The following is an 18,762-nucleotide window of genomic DNA, read 5'->3' as shown; positions in this document are numbered from 1 at the left end:
CCGGAGGGCAAGACGTGCAGCAGGAAACGACGCAGGAACTCCACCGCCAGCAGCGTCATCGTGCGCCAGCCCCCGCCGTGCGCGTAATCTTTCCATCGAAAGCTGACGTGGCGGTCGTCCATCGATACCAATCGCTGGTTGCAGCCATTCCAGGCGATGGACTCCCAGAGCCTGAAAGTCGATTCTGTCGAATCGGCCGTCGATTCTATAGAATCTGCTTGCCAAGCCTGGCGGCATGCGTTAGCATCATGGTTGCTTCGTGGTTCGTCCCGCCGACCTGCCCGCCCGGTCACCCGTTTTTGGAGATTGCTGCCCGCCGTGGCGAGTGCGCCCCTTACCAGCCGCTTGAATTGCGATCATGGCTTGCGACGTCAGGCCATCGTCGAGTCGCTGCTGCGCGAGGTGTTTCAAGGACGTCTGCGGGCGGGCCAGCATCTGGCCACACAACAACTGGCCGACCTGTTCGGCGTGAGCCATACACCCATCCGCGAGGCCCTGATCTCGCTGGCCGGCATCGGCGTGATTGACCTGGTGCCGAACCGCGGGGCCATCGTGCGGCGCGTGGTCGCTAAAGACGTGCGAGAGATTTTCCAGGTCCGCCGCGCGCTGGAGTGCGAGGCCGTGCGCAGCGCCTGCGGCCGCGTCGAAATCGAGGGCCTGGAGTCGCTGGCCGAGGAGCTGACCCGCTTGAATGGCCGCAAAAACACGTTCAATATGCGGGCGGTCGAGAAGGCCCGGCAGGTCGATAGCCGTCTGCACGACCTGATCGCCGCCTCGTGCGGCAATGTTTTTTTGGGCAAGGAGATCGGCCGGCTGAAGACGCTCTTCCGCGCCTTCCGCGACCTGGCCTGGGAGCACACTACCAGCCGTAACGATTTTCGCCGCGTAGCCGAAGAGACCGGCGAGCACCTGGCGATCGTCGAGGCGCTCTTGGCCGGTGACAGGCGGCAGGCCGCACGGGCCATGTCGTATCACATTCGCTCCGGCGGAAGATATTGGAGCCGCGTGCTGCCGAGTGAGGGTTCAGGGGGCCCAGGGGGCGCCCCGGTTCAGGGTTCAGGACTCAATGGGGCGGCGAAGAAGAGCAAGATTCGAGTTCGTGTGGAGGAGAATGGTAAATGAACGATCGCTTTGTGCGGCGTATGGTTTCGCTGCTACTCATGCTGACCTATCTTTCGGCGGAGAGCCGGGCCGATGAGCCATTGCAATACAACCGCGACGTGCGGCCGATCCTGGCCGAAAACTGCTTTGCTTGCCACGGCCCCGATAGCGCGGCGCGCAAGGCCGACCTGCGGCTCGATCAGCGCGAGGCCGCCATCGAAGCCGGCGCTCTCTCGCCCGGCAAGGCCGACGAAAGCGAACTCATGCGTCGCATCCTGTCGAGCGATCCCGAAGCGATGATGCCGCCGCCGGCCACCAAAAAGCAGCTCACCGCCGCGCAGAAAGAAACCTTGCGGCGTTGGATCGCCGACGGCGCCGCCTATCAGCCGCACTGGTCGCTGATCGCGCCGGTGCGGCCACCGTTGCCGGCCGTGAAAGACGCCGCCTGGTGCCGCAACCCGATCGACTACTTTGTGCTGGCCAAACTCGAAGCGGCCGGCCTGCAGCCCGCGCCCGAGGCCGACCGCCGCACGCTCGCCCGGCGGCTGTCGCTCGATCTCACCGGCCTGCCCCCCAAGCCTGAGCTGGTGGAGGCTTTTGTCAACGGTCCCTCGCCCGACGCTTATGAAAAACTGGCCGACGAGCTGATGAGCACGGCGGCCTGGGGCGAACACCGCGGACGCTACTGGCTCGACGTGGCCCGCTATGGCGACACGCACGGCATTCATATCGACAACTATCGCGAGATTTGGGCCTATCGCGATTGGGTCATCCGGGCGCTAAACCGCAATTTGCCGTTCGATCAGTTCACGATCGAGCAGTTGGCGGGCGACCTGTTACCCGACCGCACGCTCGAGCAGCAAGTCGCCTCCGGCTTCAACCGCTGCAACATCACCACCAGCGAAGGCGGCGCCATCGCCGAGGAATACTCGGTGCTTTACACCCGCGACCGCGTGGAAACCACCTCGCTGGTCTGGCTGGGCACCACGGCCGGCTGCGCCGTTTGCCACGATCACAAGTTCGATCCGCTCTCGCAGCGGGAGTTTTACGAGTTGGCGGCGTTCTTCAACAACACCACGCAAAACGCGATGGACGGCAATATCAAAGACACGCCGCCCGTCGTCGTCGTGCCGCGGGCGGATGACCGTCCGCGTTGGAACGCCCTCGTCGGCGAGCTGGCCACAGCCCGCAAACAGGTCGAGGAACGGCGTAACGCCGCGCGTGCCGATTTCGACGGCTGGCTGGCATCGGCCACTTCCGAGACGCTGGCCGGCCTCATTCCCAGTGACGGCCTGCGGTTCTATGCCGAATTGAACGGCGGCGGCGAGAACTCCTTTGCCGTCACCTTCGATGGCCAGCCTCGCACGGTGGCTGCTTCCGCTCAGCTCACCTGGCAGCCGGGACACGTCGCCGCCCAGGCCCTGCAGAGCAAGCCGGGCGTGGTCGCTGAAATCGCCGACGTAGGCGACTTGGAGAAAGACCAGGCGTTTTCTTATGGCGCCTGGGTCAAGCTGGCGAAGCTCGACGGCTCGGGCGCCATCTTCGCCCGCATGGACGACGAGCACGCGTATCGCGGTTGGGACCTGTGGATGGAGAACGGCAAGGTCGGCTGCCACATCGTCAACCAATGGCCCGAAGATGCGCTGAAGGTGGTCTCGAACAAACCGATCAAGGCCAACGAATGGACGCACGTCTTCGTCACCTACGACGGCTCGGCCCAGCCCGGCGGCGTGAAGGTTTACGTTAACGGCGAGCCGCAGCCGGTCGGCGTGCAGGCCAACGCCCTGAAGAACACGATTCGCACTACGGTGCCCTTCAAGCTGGCTCAGCGGCATTCCACCGGCCGGCTCGACGAGATGTCAATCGAAGACGTTCGCATCTACGGTCGTGTCCTTCCGCCGGGCGACGTGCAAAAACTCGTGCAGACGACGCGGGCCGTGTCGCTGGTGCTCAAGCCGGCCGACCAGCGAAGCGATGCCGAGAAGAACGAGCTCTATAGTTGGTGGCTGGCCACGCTCGACGGCGTCTCGCAGCAGCTCGCGGGCAAGGTCGCCGGGCTGGAAGGGGAAGAGGCAGCCATCAAGTCCCGCGGCACTTTGACGCATGTGATGCAGGAGCGGAGCGATCCGGCGATGGCCTACGTGCTTTATCGCGGCGACTATGACAAGCGGCGCGATCCGGTCCAGCCGGAAACGCCCGACATGCTGCCACCGATGCCGGCCGAGCTGCCCAAGACCCGGCTGGGTTTCGCGCAGTGGCTGTTGTTGCCGGAACAGCCGCTCACGGCCCGCGTGACCGTGAACCGGTTCTGGCAAGAAGTGTTCGGCACGGGCATCGTCCGCACGTCGGGCGATTTCGGCGTGGCGGGCGAGTTGCCCACGCACCCGGAGCTGCTCGATTGGCTGGCGGTCGACTTCCGCGAAGGCGGTTGGGACGTGAAGCGGTTCTTCAAGCAGCTTGTGACTTCGGCCACGTATCGGCAAGCGGCGATCGCCACGCCCGAAAAGCTGGAGAAGGACCCGCAGAACCGGCTGCTGTCGCGCGGTCCGCGCTTCCGCATGGACGCCGAAGTGATTCGCGACTATGCCCTGGCGGCCAGCGGACTGCTGGTCGAGAAGGTCGGCGGGCCGAGCGTAAGACCCTATCAGCCGGATGGCGTTTGGGAAGCGGTGGCCATGATCGGCAGCAACACGCGCGACTACAAGCGCGACAGCGGCGACGGCCTTTATCGCCGCAGCCTCTACACGTTTTGGAAACGGGCGGCGCCGCCGGCCTCGATGGACATCTTCAACGCTCCCAGCCGCGAGACATGCACCGTGCGTCGCGAGCGGACCGACACGCCGCTGCAGGCGCTGGTGACGCTGAACGATCCGCAATTCGTGGAAGCCGCCCGTCATCTGGCCGAAGAGGTGATGAAGCAAGGCGGCGAGACGAACGAAAGCCGGCTCGATCGGTTGGCCAAGCGGCTGCTTGCCCGGCCGTGGCGGGCTGAAGAGACGCAGACCGTGCGGGCGTCGCTCGACGATCTTTCGGCCTGGTATCAGGGGCACGTCGAGGAGGCCAAGCAGTTGATCGCCGTGGGCGAGTCGAAGCCCGACGCCTCGCTGGACGCGGCCAGCTTGGCCGCTTGGACGATGCTCACGAATGAGTTGATGAATTTGGATGAGGTATTGAACAAGTAGGCATGACGAAACAAGACTGGCAAGACTTGGCAGAGACGAGGCTGATCGACGCGGGCATCTTGTTGCAAAACCAACGATGGTCCGCCGTCTATTATCTCGCGGGATATGCAGTCGAATGTGGACTGAAGGCGTGCGTGGTTGGTTTTGTGGAAAACAATCCTGGTATAATCTACGAGGAGAGACGTTTCTCCGACGCGTGTTGGACACACAAACTCAGCGAATTGATTGGTGTGGCACGGCTCGACGCCGCCTGTGTCGCTGACAGCGTTGCAAACCCGGCCTTTGCCCAAAACTGGGCCGTGACGATTCGATGGAATGAAGCGTCTCGGTACGTGCTCGTTCCCGAGCCGAAGGCTCGAGAACTCTACGACGCGACCAGTCATCCGCAAGATGGAGTGATGAAATGGATACGAGACCATTGGTAAGAGAACAGATTGACGCAGGGGCCGCGTTCCTCCGCGAATTCGAGAAGTACGCGCCGGTTGACGTCGCCTTTTGGCATCGCGGGGACGACGACAATTCGCCAAGCCTCTGGGTGGCCTCGCAGCAGTTTAATGATGAGAACTTCCGCCCCGCGTATGGCGAGGTGATTCGAATTGCCGCCGCGATGCATGATCCTAATTTTGACGCCTTCCAAGTCAAAGTCGTCAGCGCTGACGATCGCTTAGCCAAGGCGGCACTTGAGCTCATGCAGAGATACGGCGGCAAGATTCCCGCCCACTACCACAGCCGCACGATCGGTGGAATCACCGTCGGCGAGATTTACATTTATCCCTTGCCCGTGGCGGCCGCGTGAACCACGACTTTAACACTCAGGAGACGTTCCCGATGTTGCCCATCGAAGACTACGTACGCTACGAAACTCGCCGCCAGTTCTTCAGCCGCGGAGCCAATGCGCTCGGCATGGCCGCTCTGTCGTCGTTGGGGCTTGATCTCTGGGGTAAGCCGGCTTCGGCCGCCAGCCTGGCCGCGCCGGGTCCGCACTTCGCCCCCAAGGCCAAGCAGGTCATCTACCTGCACATGGTCGGCGGCCCGCCGCAGATGGACCTTTACGATTATAAGCCGCAGATGAAGGAGTGGTTCGACAAAGACTTGCCCGACACCGTGCGGATGGGTCAGCGGCTGACCACGATGACCTCCGGGCAAAAGCGGTTTCCGATCGCGCCCAGCATGTTCAAGTTCGCCCAGAACGGGCAAAACGGCATGTGGGTCAGCGAGCTGTTGCCGCACACGGCGAAGATGGTCGACGACATGTGCTTCATCCGCAGCATGCACACCGAAGCCATCAACCACGAGCCGGCCATCACCTACATGCAGACCGGCAACCAGGTGACCGGGCGGCCGTGCCTGGGGAGTTGGGTCTCTTACGGCCTGGGCTCGATGAACGAGAACCTGCCGTCGTTTGTGGTTCTGGTGGCCAAGCCGACCAACACCGAGCAGGTGCAGGCGATTGCCGCCCGGCTCTGGTCGAGCGGTTATCTTTCGGGCGAGCACGCGGGCGTGTCGTTCCGCTCCGGCGGCGATCCGATCCTGTACATCAACAATCCGCCCGGCGTACCGACGGAGGTCCGCCGCCGCACGCTGGACGGGCTGAACGCGCTGAACGAGGCGAACTACCGCCTCGTGGGCGATCCTGAGACGCACACCCGCATTCAGCAATACGAGCTGGCCTTCCGCATGCAGGCCAGCGTGCCCGAGTTGACCAGCGTCGAGAACGAGCCGGCCTCGACCTACGCCCTGTATGGCGACGAGGCCAAGAAGCCCGGCAGCTTCGCCCATTCGGTGTTGTTGGCCCGGCGAATGATCGAACGCGGCGTGCGTTTCATCCAGATTTACCATAACAACTGGGACACGCACGGCAATGTGGCGGGCCGCTTGCCCGACCAGTGCCGCGACGTCGATCAGCCCTGCTGGGGTCTGGTGCAAGACCTGAAGCAGCGCGGCTTGTTCGATGAGACGCTCATCATCTGGGGCGGCGAGTTCGGCCGCACCATCTATTCGCAGGGCGGCCTGTCGGACAAGAACTATGGCCGCGACCATCATCCTCGGTGTTACACGATGTGGATGGCCGGTGGCGGCTCGCGGCCCGGCACGATCTACGGAGAAACCGACGATTTCTCCTACAATATCGTGAAGGATCCCGTTCACATCCACGACTTCCACGCCACGGTGCTGCACTTGTTGGGCTTCGACCACGAGCGGTTCACCTATCGCTATCAGGGTCTCGACCAGAAGCTGACCGGCGTCGAGCCGGCGCGCGTGATTCGGGAGTTGATTGCGTAGTCCTGCGATTTCGACCATGCCCGAAACCTACCGAGTCCGGCTTACCAAAGACTATCTCGTCTTTTGCGCCGCCCATTTCATCACCTTCAACGGCAACATCTGCGAGCGCCTGCACGGGCACAACTACCGCGTGACGGCCGACGTCTTGGGGCCGCTCGACGAAAACCACTACGTCATCGACTTCATAGTCCTGCGCGATATTCTGCATGCCATCGTGCTGGAACTCGACCATCACGTGCTTTTGCCCACCGATCATCCCGCCATCCAGGTGACGGCCGATGAGCGATCGGTGGAAGCGGTGTTCGAAGAGCGCCGCTGGGTGTTTCCCCGCGGCGACTGCGTGCTGCTGCCGGTGCCAAACACCACCGCCGAGATGCTGGCCCGGCACATCGGCCGGCGGCTGATTGCCGAGCTTGCGGCGCGTGGCATCGCCGTTCCCCCGCGCGTGCGAATCGAAGTCGACGAGTGCGAAGGCCAATCGGCCGTCTGCGAAATCGTGCCGTGAGGCCGGCGAGTGGCGCGAGGTTTGCTGCTAGCAGCCCACTGCTAGCACTCGGGTGCTAGCACTCCCGCTTTGCTGTGCCAGCGCAAGCCACAGCATATAGGGCGGGACCAGCGAGCTTGCGAGCGCCCGCCCACGGAATCGAGGCGTCAGGTTTCAGGCGTCAGGCTTCAGGACAAACAACCTGATGCCTGACGCCTGAAACCTGACGCCTAACAATGGTGGGCCGGCGCTCGCAAGCTCGCTGGTCCCACCTTACACGCCCCGCGTGCGGCCAGGACGCGCGACGGGCGGGAGAGCACACCGCCAGGGGCCAACATCGCACGAAGAGCGTCTACTATGACTGCCCGTCCCACCTGGAAAGGCCACCTGCGGCTGAGTCTGGTCTCGGTGCCGGTGGCGGCCTATACGGCCGCCGCGCCGGGCAAGGGAGAAGTCCACCTCAATCAGCTTCACGAGCCGTGTCACAGCCGCATCCGCTACCGCAAGTTTTGCCCGCTTCACGGCGAAGTGCCGAACGACGAAATCGTCTACGGTTACGAGTATGCCAAAGACCAGTACGTGGTGCTCGAACCCGGCGAGCGCGAGGGCTTTCGCAGTCAGGGCGACCGGACCATGAACATCGACCGGTTCGTTCCGCCGGACACGATCGACCCGCTCTATTACAGCGGCCGGAATTATTATCTGCTGCCCGAAGGCGCGGCCGCCGACAAACCGTATCGCGTGCTTTGCCAGGCGATGCAAAATGAAAAACGCTGCGGCCTGGGCCAGATCGTCATCTCAGGCCGCGAGGACCTGGCATTGCTCAGACCCCTCGAGGGGATGCTCACGATGTCGCTGTTGAGCTACCTGGCCCAAGTGAAACCCGTGGCCGAGTTCGTGGAGGAGGTGGGTGAAGGCAAAGTCTCGGCCGACGAGCTGCGCCTGGCCCGAACGTTGATTCAGCAAACCAGCGCCGATGAGCCGAAGCTCGACGAATACGAAGACACCTACACACAGAAGTTCAAGGAGGCGATCGAGGCCAAAATCGCCGGCCAGGAAGTCGTCGTCGGTCAGGCGGAGGAAGAGGTGCCCGTGGTCAATCTGATGGACGCCCTGCGCAAGAGCCTCAAACGGGGTGGCACCGGCCGCCAGTCGGCCGCCGCGCCGCGGCCCGCGGCTGCCGCGCGGCGGCGAAGGAAAAGCTCTTAGATTGACCCTCGGCTGCGGCCGGTTAGCGGGCGAAGACTTCTTCCGAATTCAACTCGTTGCTTTCGTAGGTCAGCCGCAAGAGTCGCTCGCCCTTGTCGAGCCCGACAATGACGGCGCTGGCGAAGCCAAAAAAGCCGGCCAGCCGCTCGGCCGGACCGGTCGTCAGCCACTCATAGAGAATGTTCGGGTCGTAAAAGCGGAAGTACGTCTGCTTGCCCTGATCGTCTTTCGCGGAGAACAAGCCACGGGCATGCCCGAGCACGACGTCGAACTCCGCGCGCGACTCGATCAAGATTCCCGGATTCTTGGTCAGCGTCGCCCGCCAGAGCGCAAGAAACTCGCTGTCGGAAAGCACCTCCACGAGATAGGGAACGATGGCCGCCAGATAAGGCGACGATCCGCTCGAAAGCAGGCTTTCCGTGCGCAGGTTCACGCGTTTCGCTTCGCGCACCAGGCCCCTGGCGACGGCGGCATCGACGACGGCATAGAGTCGGTCGTGGTTGGCGGCAGGTGGCTGCGCGGCACTCGGCTGGCGGACCATCGAACTATCGAGCGTCTCATCCTCGACCGGGAACAAGGGGAAGGGCGACGGCGAAGCCTCCGGCAGGTAGAGCGTGGCCGGAGCGCCCCTGCCGGCGCGGCGGGGCGAAGGCGGCAACTCTGCCCGCGTGGATTCCGCGGCGCTGGGCGATCGGGTCTCGTCGTCCGCGCCAAAGCCACCCGCCCCGTCGGGCGAACCCGCGGTGACGGAATCCATCATCACCGAAAAGTACGTTCTCCCGGCGCGAATCTGGTCGCCGTCGCCCAGTGCGGCTTCGCTGACGGGCCTGCCGTTCAAAAACAGCCCGTTCCGGCTTTCCAGATCGCGGACGGTGCCGCCGTCGTCGGCGCAGCGGACCAAATAGTGGACGCCGGACATGGTGGGGTCGTCGGAGATCACGATGTTCGCGCCCGATGTGCGCCCCACGCGCAGCATCTCACCGGGACCGAGCAGGATGCGTTCTCCCGCGCGCAGGCCACTGAGAATAGTAAGGGTAAGCCGCACTGGCAATCTCTTCTCGACCCACCTGCCGGACCGGCCGCCTCTGCCGCTCCAGGCCGTCTGGTCTCCACCTCGACTGGATCTCAAGCGCAGATCCTCTCGTTATCAGCCCTGTCTCCGCAGGGGTTATTATCGTCAAAGCGGGGGCGAAGTTGCCTGATTTTTATGCCAGAAACTCCATGCTTCGCGCATCCCCGCCCCCTTCATTTTCCAGCCTAGCCGCTTCCATCGGCTTTGCCAATTGCCTAAACTAGTGAATTACTGTCGGTGCGGATATGAACGGGAAGGTGGGCGCCGCCCACCGAGACAACGGCAACGGCGGGGATGCCCGCCCTATTCAGATGGGACGCGAGTTCAAAATCGGCGATGAGCCGGTCCCCGGCTACCGCCTGGTCGCCATGCTGGGCAAGGGAGGCTTTGGCACGGTGTGGCGGGCGGTGGGTCCCGGTCGCACCGAAGTCGCCCTGAAAATCACCGACATGCTCGACAGCAAACGCGGCATGCGGGAGTTCAAGTCGCTCCGCCTGATGAAGCGCGTGCGGCACCCCAACCTGGTTCCCATCGTCGCGATATGGCTGATCGATGCCGACGGCGTTCCCTTGGACGACGACAGCATCGACCTGCTCGGAACGAACGTGATGGACAGCGGCGGTCGAGCGGCGCCCGGCACGTCCACGGTTCAATTCAACGCGGCGCGGGCCGAGCGGTTGATCGTGGCCATGGGACTGGGCGAGAAGGATCTCTTCGATCTGTTGCGGGAATATCAAGGCAATGGCGAACCCGCGATTCCGGTCGACAAGCTGCTGGACTACATGGAAGAGGCCGCCAAAGCGATCGACTTTCTCAACGAGCCGCGGCACGATCTGGGCGAGCCCGGCCAGCAAGCCGGCCCGGCGCAGCTCAAGTCGATCTATCATTGCGACATCAAGCCCGGCAACATCATGCTCGTGGGCAGCGCCGCGCAGGTCTGCGACTTCGGCCTGGCCCGCAGGGAGGACGTGCGCGCCACGTCGGTCGCGCTTTCCTGCGCCTACGGCGCCCCCGAACTGTACTGGGAAAACAAACCGACCAACGGCACCGACCAGTACTCGCTGGCGATCACGTATTACGAGCTGCGTTGCGGCGAGCTTCCCTTCGGGCCGGATATGTCGCAGTTGGAGGTGATGCAGACGCACCGCGACGGCAAGCTCGACTTTGGCCGCGTGGGCGAAGCGGAGCAGGCAGTGTTGAAGCGCGCCACCAATCCCAGGCCGCCGGAGCGTTATCCAAGCTGCAAAGAAATGGTCGCCTCGCTGAAGTTCGCCGTGCAAGGCGGCACCGACCTCTTGCGTTATGCGACCGACTCGCGGTCGGCCCGGATCGAGACCGAAACGCGCACCACGCTGGTGCCGGGCCGTGAGATGGTGCCGGGCTACCGGTTGGGCGAGCACGTCTTTCACGCCGACACGCGCACCGACGTTTGGTCGGCAACCGGCCCCAGCGGCAAGCACTGCTCGCTTTGGATTTACGACTTGACGAGCTTGTCCGAGACGGTCGATCTTTCGGCGCTGCGGTCGATTCAGCAAGAGGTCAACCATCCGCACCTGGCGCGCTTGTTCGGCTGGTGGTGTTTGAACGCCGCGGGCGAAGACATTACCGCCTCGTTCGCCGACCGAGCGGAAACGAGTTCCGAGACGCGTCAACTGGTGATTGCCAGCGAATCGGCGCGCGTCAATCTGGCGCACAAGGCTCAAGAGCGGCGCGAATTGACCGGCGCGGGCCTGCCGGCCGAGGAGCTGTTGGACTTCATGCGTCAGGCTTCGAGCGGCATCGACGCTTTGAATGCCGCGGCCTACGGTCCACGCTACGCGTCGTTGATCCACACCGACGTGCGGCCCGCCAACATGCTGCTGGTGGGCAACACGGTGAAGCTGGCAAATCTCGCCTGGTGCCGCGCGCTGGAAGGCGAGGAGGCCATGGTTTCCGGCCTCGACAACCGGCCCCCGCGCATCACTCTGGCGCCCGAACTTGCCGAAGGACGCCTGCACCGCCGCAGCGACCAGTTTTCGCTGGCCGTCAGCTACGCGCAACTGCGCTGCGGCAAGCTGCTGCTGGAGTCGGGCTTGCCCTCGGCCACCACGCAATTCTTCTCCGCGCCGGAACTCGACCTCTCGGCATTGAGTTCCGCGGAGCGATCCGTACTCGACCGGGCACTCAGCCGCGACCCGCGCCAGCGATACCCGAGTTGCCAGGCGATGGTCGAAGCGCTATCGCAGGTCGTCGTCATGCCGCGCGTGCCGGAAACGGTTCCGCCCCACACCGCCTCGGACGAAGCGCGTCGAGGCACGATGATGCCCGAAATGCCTCTGGCGCCAAACGTAGCGGAAACGAGCGCCACGAAACACCGCGAGACGCGTGCCAAACTAGGCTCGACGACCGATCCCGATGTGCAGCGTCCTTCGCTCGGGTCTCGGCGAAGCAAGTCCAAGTTCATCGCCCCGCTCGTGCTGATACCGCTCGTCGCGTGGGCCGTTGTGGCTTACAAGCAGAGCCACAGTGCTCCAACGGTCGACCAAACGCCGTCGAACAAGCAAACGCAGGAGCCGAAGGAGATCGTCCCAGAAGAAGCCGTCCCGCAGCCGCCGGCAACGGCGCCCGAGGCCCTCGTCGGGAAATGCTTGGAGCAGGCGGACCGCGACCTCCGTGAGCAGGCGTTCGATGATGCCAAACAGAATCTTGCGCAGGCCGATGCGAAAATCAACGCAGAATTTTCCACTCGGTCCGATCTGCGCCGCCGGTCCGCCGTGTTGCACGCTTATCTCGCATGGCAACAAAAGGCATGGGACGACTCCGACACATGGCTGCACCAGGCTGCCAAAGGGGAATTTGGCGCCGCTGAGGCCCGCGCGCAGACGCAGTTTTATCTGCTGCGTACCTTGGTTCCCGCTCGCTACGACGGGGGCGAGCTGGCGATGGGTGCGGACCTGGATGCGATTTCGCTCGCTCTCGAAGACCTGCAGCGCGCCGACGCGCATTGGGAAGACGGTGCCGATCGCCTGCTGACGACGTGTACGAGAGACCTGATTGCGGAGTCGGCAGGCCGACTCGCGGTCTTGGTCGCCAGCAGCGACGCCGGCCAACGCTCGCTGGGCGAGCGAATCAGCCAACGCCTTGATCTGAAGTCTCTGCCAAACGCGGATGAGCTGCTGCGATTGTTCGCCGTCAACAAGACGATCGACCTTTTGCAGTCCGGCTCGCCTTGGGCCGCGGTCCAAAAGAGCCTGGAGCCGTGGAAAACCAGTCGCGATCTTCTGCCGCACGCGATGGTGGCGCGGCTCGTGACGTCGCTGGCCATTTGGGCCCGGCGAAGCAAGGAAGCCGGGAGCCTGGACAAAGCGATTGAAGAGATCGACCGCTTCGCTCTGAAGACGCAGGATCTCCGTCGTGAGTTTGCGGGCCTCTTGATCGAGCAGCTTGTGGGCGCCGCGTCGCAGCCCGAACCCGATTGGAAACAACTTGCCAAAATGTGTCGGCGTGCCGACGAGGCGATTGTCCAAGCCGGCGGCCACCCCCGAGACTATTTCGTCAAGGCGTGCGAAGCCGAGTGCCAGCTCGAAACCGCTTCGTCCGAGTCGCTGGCGAGCAGAATCAGCGACGTGTTGAAAGGCGAGGTGCCGCAGGCCGACCGCGGGTATGTGAACTACGTGGTGCTTCGTGCCCGACAGTCGGACCCGCGGGTTGGCGATGAGAAGCTCTCGGCCGACGAATTGACCGACAAGCTTTGCGACGAGTTGAACGAGCCGCCGCCAATTCTGGCCACGCCAATGCGGCGGTCGCGCGCCGCCGAACTCTTGATCGGATCGGCCCGGCGCCTGCTCGCCGTGGACGGGAGCGACGGTCCGTTGGCGGCGCCCTCTTTCGGCGGCGCGGAACACGCCGAGCAGGCTTACCGTTGGCTGTCCCGAGCACAGCAAGTCGCGGAGGGCACGGCGAACAAGCCGAGTGACGAATTCGTTCTGGATCTGGCGGTGGCGGCGGCGGAAAAGCCCGGTGCTGACCTGGCCCAGGCGAGTTCCTTGCTCGATACCTTGGCCAAAAGGCCATCGCCGCCGCCGAAAGTGCTGCTGATGTCGGCGCGCTGGCTCGAACAAAGCCATGCCGACGACGCCGTGCCGCGTTATGCCCAGGCCTTGCAGGCCGTCCTCAAGCTGGGCACCGCCAAAAACGAGTCGATCTACGAGCAGATCGTGGCGCCGGGCATTCGCCTCGTGGAAGCGATGACGGAGAAACAACGCCAGCCCGTGGCGACGGAGGCCGCGTTGCTGTACGCCAACAAGGGGCGCTTGATCCGGCTCGATACGGCAGTCGACTTGAAGGTCTTCGAAGAGTCGAACACCACGGGCGCCGACGCGGTGTTCGCGGCCTACGACAAGGCGATCGGCCTCGACGCATCGGTCGCCGACTATTACATCCGGCGCGGCACGGCGCGATACTCGACTTCGGTCCACAACGATCTGGCCGCCTTGAAACGCGACGATATCGAACGAGCGCGTGCGCTGCTGGGCGGCCAGGAAACGGCGGGGTTCCACAGCTTGACGGGCGTCGCCAATCTGTTGGAGGCCAGGTCTACCGGGCCGCTGGACCGCAAAGGGCGGGTCGATTTTTATAAGAAGGCCGTGGACGACGAGCGACGGGCCGTCGATCGGTGCGATCCGCAGAGCGACGACTATCCGCAGTTTCTGCTGTTGCACAGCATGGCGTGCCTGGAGCTGGCGAACTTTACCACCGAGCCCGACGAAATCATTCGTCGCTACCTGGACGATGCGGTGGAGTCAGCCCAAAAGGCAATCGCCGACGGGCGGGGAGCGCACCCGGAGTTCACCTATCTGGCGCTGGGAAACGCCCACGAAGACTACGGCCTGTTGGTGCGCGACTTCGACGTTTACCGCCAAGCGGAGCGAGACTTCGACGAGGCGCGTCTCAAGGCGCTCGACACGTTGTCGCCGCCGGAGGAAGCGCAAATCTCGCTGGGTCGCGTCCGCTACCGTCTGGCCACCTGCGGGGCGGTACCGGCGGCCACAGTCGACGGGTTGCTCACGCAAGGACTTGCTGACTTGCAGGCGGCGATCGATCTGGGCCAGGCGCCGCCGGGCCGGATTGCGGAGGCGTATTGGTGGCAGGCGCAGATCCATGCCGCGCGGATGCAGAGAGCTGCCGATCGGATCGGGGCGCCCGCCGCGCGGAACAACGCCGCGCTCGTGGCCGGCGAAACCAATAAGTACAACGCCGCGCGGGCCGCCGCCAACGCCGCGCTGGCTCAATGCGTACAGCGCGTCGAACAGGGCGGACCTACCTGGTGCATGTACCAGATTTATTGGGCCGGGCTGGGAACGACGCTCGACGAAAGGCGGAGCCGGGCGCGAGCGGCGCTCGACGCGCCCAGCTCGAAGGCCGATGGCGCTCAGCGCGCCGAGGCGATGACCCTCGTCGCCACCAGCTACGCGGCCGCCGGGGCGACGGCCACGCAGCGCCGCGGGCAACTCGAACAGGGACTTCGCGAGTATGAGCACTATTTGCCGTGGCTGCCCGACGTGAGCAAGGCGCAGGCGCAGGACGCCCCCGCTCTGCTGGCCCTCAGCGAGTTCCTCGCTGCCGACCGCGACTTCTGGCGAGAAAAACGGGATCTGTGCAAGGCGAGCGCCGAGCGGGCGCTGGCGCTGGCCACCGAGTCGCGGTTCGCCGACCTGGCGGCCCGCGCCCACGAAGCGCTGGCCAACCATGCCGTCTTGGCGGCGAACCAGACGACGACCGTCGAACTGGAAAGCCTGCGGCTGGCGGCCAACCATCTGAAGGCGGCCGTCGAGTTCGACGACAAGCTGCCCACTTCCGGACTGACGGCGTTCGAGCGACAGAAGGTGCGCACGAATTTCGCCGGCGGCTGGCGGGCCGCGCTGGCCTTTGCGGATGGCAGGCTCGCCGACAGCCCGCGCACCCCCGCCGCCGACGCCAAACGGTATTTGGCGGAGGGCCTTGCGGCGCTTCAAAACGCCAAGGACTTGCCGGCGGGCCTTACGGCGGTGTTTCAGAAAAGGCGGCTCGAGCTTCTCAGAATCCAGCAACAGCTTCAGCTAAGGAAGTAGGTTGGGACTGGCCCCGGCGCGCCGGAACGAGCGCCGGCCCGCCGATTGCGGCTTTTGGCGGTGGGGATGGGAGGTGGCTGGGGCAGAGCTTGGCCGCGCTTGGCCTGAGCATAAGAACACGCGGTGCGGCCAAGCTCTGCCCCAGCCACCGCTTTTCCTCGCGGCAAAAGGTCTTTCTCGGCCGCGTGAAGTATCACTTTCAGAACTTCGCGCTAATACGGTTTCACCGGACCCGCTTCTGCCCCAGCCGCCGTCAAGGTTTATCCAATCGGCCGCGTTGTGGCGGGTCAACTCGTCATTGCGGCGTAACCCCTACGTCCGGATGGAACGAATGTAAAGCCGCGGTGGGCACTTGCCGATTCTTCCCAAGGGTACGGCCCTATGGAGTGTGCCGTACCGACCGAATCTGCGAGCAAGGCGTCCCGAAAGCCGCCACTTGCTCGCACCCCGCAAAGATTCAACAAACAGCCTGAAGCGTCTTGGTAGACGACCCAGCAACCGCCGGAACCGACAAAAGTCGGCACCATCGTCTGACGGGCCCGGCGCTTGGCGGCTGCCAGGAGTTGCGTATGTGCGTTGTTCAGAAAAGGCGAGTCACTCTGTCAACGTGGTGTGTGTTGATGAGTGCCCTGCTTGCCAAGGGGGCCGCGCCGGCCAAGGCCGACGACGCGCCTGCGCCGGCCGCTGGTTCGGCGCGAGCGCGTTCGTCGGCGTCGTCCCCCGCGCTGTTCCGCACGCAACTCTGGCACGCCCTGGTGGCCGATCCGCTCGATACCTCGATCGACATCGGGCCTCACGTCAGCCCGACCGCGTACAGGCGCCCGAACTCCAGGCCCGCCGGGCGCACCGAAGAAATGCCCACCTTCCGGCCGGAAGGATACATTCGCCCGTCAGGCGGCTACTTTCGCGTGGTGCGTCAACCGCTGGCGCCGTTGCAGCCGCAGCAGCCGTTGGCCCCGGCCGCGCCGCCCGTCAGCCCGTTGCAACCTCTGCAACCCACGCAGCCGCTCGGCAGCCTGGGCGTGTTTGGTCAAGGCGGCATCATGAGCGCACTGGAGGCATTGCCCGCCGATCGCGCGCCGATCGCACAATCGATTGCCCCCGTGGCCAGCGCCACCAGCGCGCCGGCACTGGCGGTCAATGCCCGCCCCGACCTGGCCCAGGCCATCGCCGACGAAGTGCTGGCGGTGCAGACCATGTGGCGGTCGAGCATTTCCGAAGCGCCCTTCATCCGCGGTTTCAAGAACCGTGAGATTTACGCCCAGCTCGACGGCCAGTATTTCGAGCCGGTCCGCTGGGACCTGGACACCGTGGTCAACAAGATCGATCCGGGCATCGTCCAAGACACGATCATCGTGGCCGGCCCCTACTCGGTGCAGTACGGCCCCGGCTTCACGTTCATGGACATCGTCACTCGGCCGACGCCCCGCAATCAGCGGCAGCAATACCGCAGCAGCATGAGTTGGCTCCCCAACGGCCAGCAAATCTACGGCCGCGAGACCGTCAGCGGCGGCACGCAAGATTTCGGCTATCGTCTCAGCTACGGCCATCGCAACGGCAACGACTACCAGGCCGGCAACAGCACCTACATTCCCTCGCACTACAACACCGGCGACATCCTGGCCGAGCTGGGCTACAACCTGACGCCCGGCCAGCGAATTGAAGGCACCTATCGCCGGCAAGACATGAACCACACGGCCTACCCCGGCGAGTTCTTCGACGTCAGCTCGCTGGAGACCAATGCCTTCAACCTGCGCTACATCGACGAAGACGTCACCATGCCCTGGACCCGAATGCTCGCGCAGGGTTGGTACAACAGCAACAACATGACCGGCAACACCTTCAATTCGACGAAGCAGCCGATCGTGACGGGCATCGAGAAGTCGTTGACGGAATCCGTCTATCCCGCAGTCGCCACATCCTTCGGAACGCCTCCCACGCCGGCCGATCAGAATGCCGGCCTGCCGCCGCTGGTCGGTTTCAGCGGCTCGACGGTCGGCTCGCTCATGTCGACCGGCGGACGTGTGACGGCGCAGTTCGGCGAGCTGGACGAAGTGAGCCTGTTGACGGGCACCGACGTGCGCGTGCTCAATCAACGCGTGACGGAATTTTTCACGATCAATCCCTACCTGCCCAATCCGCCCTTCGCGCCCACGCCCGCCTCGCCGCCTTCGCCGCCGGGCAACGGAATGTATCCGTTCCAGTTCTCCACCGGCATGCCGCGGGCGACAATGGTCAACCCCGGTGCCTTCGCCGAAATGACGTTGCCCTGGACCAGCTACTTCCGCAGCAAGATCGGCGGCCGCGGCGACTATGTCGATACCAACGCCTATTCCAACACGGTGCCCATCAACGGGCCGCCGAACTCCGCGTTCTATCCCACCACCAGCGCCCTGCCGGCGGGCCCCTTGAACAAGGCCAACGGACTCTATGCCTTTTACATGGTCAACCAGGTCGACATCACGCAGCATTGGAGCGCCGGCTTGTCGTTCGGCCAATCGCAGCGGCCGCCTTCGCTCATCGACCGCTATGCCGACGGCATGTTCCTGGGCATCATCCAGAGCGGTTATCGCCGCGTGATCGGCGACCCGAACTTGCAGCCCGAACGCAATTGGCAGATCGACGCCCAGATCAACGGCAACTACGACCGCTGGCGCGGTTATTTGCGGGGATACAATTCGTGGGTCAACAACTACATTACCTACAGCGCTAACGCGGTCCGAGATCCGACGGGGGCGGTCTTGCTGAACACGCTCAACACGCCGCTGGCCGAGTTGCGGGGCTTCGAGGCCTTCAACAGCTTCGACCTCACGCCGCGGGTCACTCCCTTCGCCTCAGCCCATTATGTGTACGGCACCGACGTGACGATCAACCAGCCCTTGACGCAAATTCCGCCGCTGCAAGGCTTCGCGGGCGTCCGCTTCCACGATCCCAACGCCGGCCGCACTTGGGGCCTGGAACTGTTCGCCACGATGACCCGCGAGCAAAACCGGCCGGGCGTGCTCCGTGTGACCGACGTGCCCGGCCAATACACGCAGATCGAAAAGCGCGTCGGCGGCTGGACCATCGGCAACGTCCGCGGCTACTGGAACGTATCGCGGAACCTGATGCTGTCGGGCGGCATCACGAACATCTTCGATCGCAACTACATCCAGTATCTGAGCCTGCAGACGGGGCCGGTGCAGGTGCTCTCGCCGGGCATCAGCCCCTACACCAGCCTGGAGTGGATCTACTAGTCCCGCTTCCTGTGCTCTGGTCTTGACCAAAGCCCCCACGTGCGGATACTGGGGGCCGGCGCCGGAAATGCCACGGGCATTTTCGCCACCCTTCTGAGCGGAAGGG

11 protein-coding genes are annotated in these 18,762 nt (G+C 64.2%); 9 read left to right on the top strand and 2 right to left on the bottom strand.

The window, feature by feature from the left end:
- The coding region (locus tag VNH11_16725) for a transposase (GenBank protein HVA48016.1) at positions 1 to 293 on the bottom strand (293 nt) is incomplete at its 3' end.
- A gap of 25 nt (positions 294 to 318) precedes the next feature.
- Between VNH11_16725 and VNH11_16720 the strand changes: the two genes are divergently transcribed.
- The 7 genes from VNH11_16720 to VNH11_16690 all read left to right on the top strand — a co-directional run bounded on the left by VNH11_16720 (position 319) and on the right by VNH11_16690 (position 8,259).
- Positions 319 to 1,122 (top strand): GntR family transcriptional regulator, encoded by an 804-nt coding sequence (locus VNH11_16720; GenBank protein ID HVA48015.1) that lies wholly within the window; start codon positions 319 to 321, stop codon positions 1,120 to 1,122.
- Positions 1,119 to 4,283, top strand: a complete 3,165-nt coding sequence (locus tag VNH11_16715) for a DUF1553 domain-containing protein (GenBank protein ID HVA48014.1) — start codon at positions 1,119 to 1,121, stop codon at positions 4,281 to 4,283. Before VNH11_16720 ends, VNH11_16715 begins: the two co-directional genes overlap by 4 nt.
- A gap of 2 nt (positions 4,284 to 4,285) precedes the next feature.
- Positions 4,286 to 4,708 carry a hypothetical protein gene (locus VNH11_16710; protein HVA48013.1) on the top strand — a complete coding sequence of 141 codons (423 nt, stop codon included), beginning with the start codon at positions 4,286 to 4,288 and terminating at the stop codon, positions 4,706 to 4,708.
- On the top strand, positions 4,687 to 5,079 hold the full coding sequence (locus tag VNH11_16705) for a hypothetical protein (protein ID HVA48012.1): 393 nt from the start codon (positions 4,687 to 4,689) through the stop codon (positions 5,077 to 5,079). Before VNH11_16710 ends, VNH11_16705 begins: the two co-directional genes overlap by 22 nt.
- Positions 5,080 to 5,111: 32 nt before the next feature.
- Entirely contained in the window at positions 5,112 to 6,566 is a 1,455-nt protein-coding gene (locus tag VNH11_16700; GenBank protein ID HVA48011.1) for a DUF1501 domain-containing protein, read from the top strand.
- 16 nt (positions 6,567 to 6,582) lie between these two features.
- The gene (locus tag VNH11_16695; GenBank protein HVA48010.1) at positions 6,583 to 7,071 is read left to right on the top strand and encodes a 6-pyruvoyl tetrahydropterin synthase family protein; all 489 of its coding nucleotides are present in this window, start codon (positions 6,583 to 6,585) and stop codon (positions 7,069 to 7,071) included.
- A gap of 336 nt (positions 7,072 to 7,407) precedes the next feature.
- A complete protein-coding gene (locus VNH11_16690) occupies positions 7,408 to 8,259 on the top strand; it encodes a Ku protein (GenBank protein HVA48009.1) in 852 nt (283 codons plus the stop codon).
- Positions 8,260 to 8,281: 22 nt separating this feature from the next.
- Here the strand turns inward: VNH11_16690 and VNH11_16685 are convergent, their stop codons facing one another.
- Positions 8,282 to 9,304 carry a DUF4123 domain-containing protein gene (locus VNH11_16685; GenBank protein HVA48008.1) on the bottom strand — a complete coding sequence of 341 codons (1,023 nt, stop codon included), beginning with the start codon at positions 9,302 to 9,304 and terminating at the stop codon, positions 8,282 to 8,284.
- Between the two features lie 272 nt (positions 9,305 to 9,576).
- Here VNH11_16685 and VNH11_16680 point away from each other — a divergent pair, with 272 nt between their 5' ends.
- Together VNH11_16680 and VNH11_16675 are read left to right on the top strand one after the other, a co-directional pair.
- Positions 9,577 to 15,420: a protein kinase gene (locus VNH11_16680; protein ID HVA48007.1), complete on the top strand. Its 5,844-nt coding sequence runs from the start codon at positions 9,577 to 9,579 to the stop codon at positions 15,418 to 15,420.
- Between the two features lie 620 nt (positions 15,421 to 16,040).
- Positions 16,041 to 18,656, top strand: coding sequence for a TonB-dependent receptor (locus VNH11_16675; GenBank protein HVA48006.1), 2,616 nt, complete (start codon positions 16,041 to 16,043; stop codon positions 18,654 to 18,656).
- Positions 18,657 to 18,762 lie beyond the last annotated feature (106 nt).

This window comes from Pirellulales bacterium (genome assembly GCA_035533075.1).
Lineage (GTDB): Bacteria > Planctomycetota > Planctomycetia > Pirellulales > JAICIG01 > DASSFG01.
Note: the sequence above shows the minus strand (reverse complement) of the source record. Positions and strands in the feature narration are given on the sequence as shown.

What these genes read in the sequence shown, in the direction of transcription:
- VNH11_16715 (HVA48014.1), top strand. Translation starts at nt 1,119, where the DNA reads ATGAACGATCGCTTTGTGCGGCGTATGGTTTCGCTGCTACTCATGCTG.
- VNH11_16710 (HVA48013.1), top strand. Translation starts at nt 4,286, where the DNA reads ATGACGAAACAAGACTGGCAAGACTTGGCAGAGACGAGGCTGATCGAC.
- VNH11_16705 (HVA48012.1), top strand. Translation starts at nt 4,687, where the DNA reads ATGGATACGAGACCATTGGTAAGAGAACAGATTGACGCAGGGGCCGCG.
- VNH11_16700 (HVA48011.1), top strand. Translation starts at nt 5,112, where the DNA reads ATGTTGCCCATCGAAGACTACGTACGCTACGAAACTCGCCGCCAGTTC.
- VNH11_16695 (HVA48010.1), top strand. Translation starts at nt 6,583, where the DNA reads ATGCCCGAAACCTACCGAGTCCGGCTTACCAAAGACTATCTCGTCTTT.
- VNH11_16690 (HVA48009.1), top strand. Translation starts at nt 7,408, where the DNA reads ATGACTGCCCGTCCCACCTGGAAAGGCCACCTGCGGCTGAGTCTGGTC.
- VNH11_16680 (HVA48007.1), top strand. Translation starts at nt 9,577, where the DNA reads ATGAACGGGAAGGTGGGCGCCGCCCACCGAGACAACGGCAACGGCGGG.
- VNH11_16675 (HVA48006.1), top strand. Translation starts at nt 16,041, where the DNA reads ATGAGTGCCCTGCTTGCCAAGGGGGCCGCGCCGGCCAAGGCCGACGAC.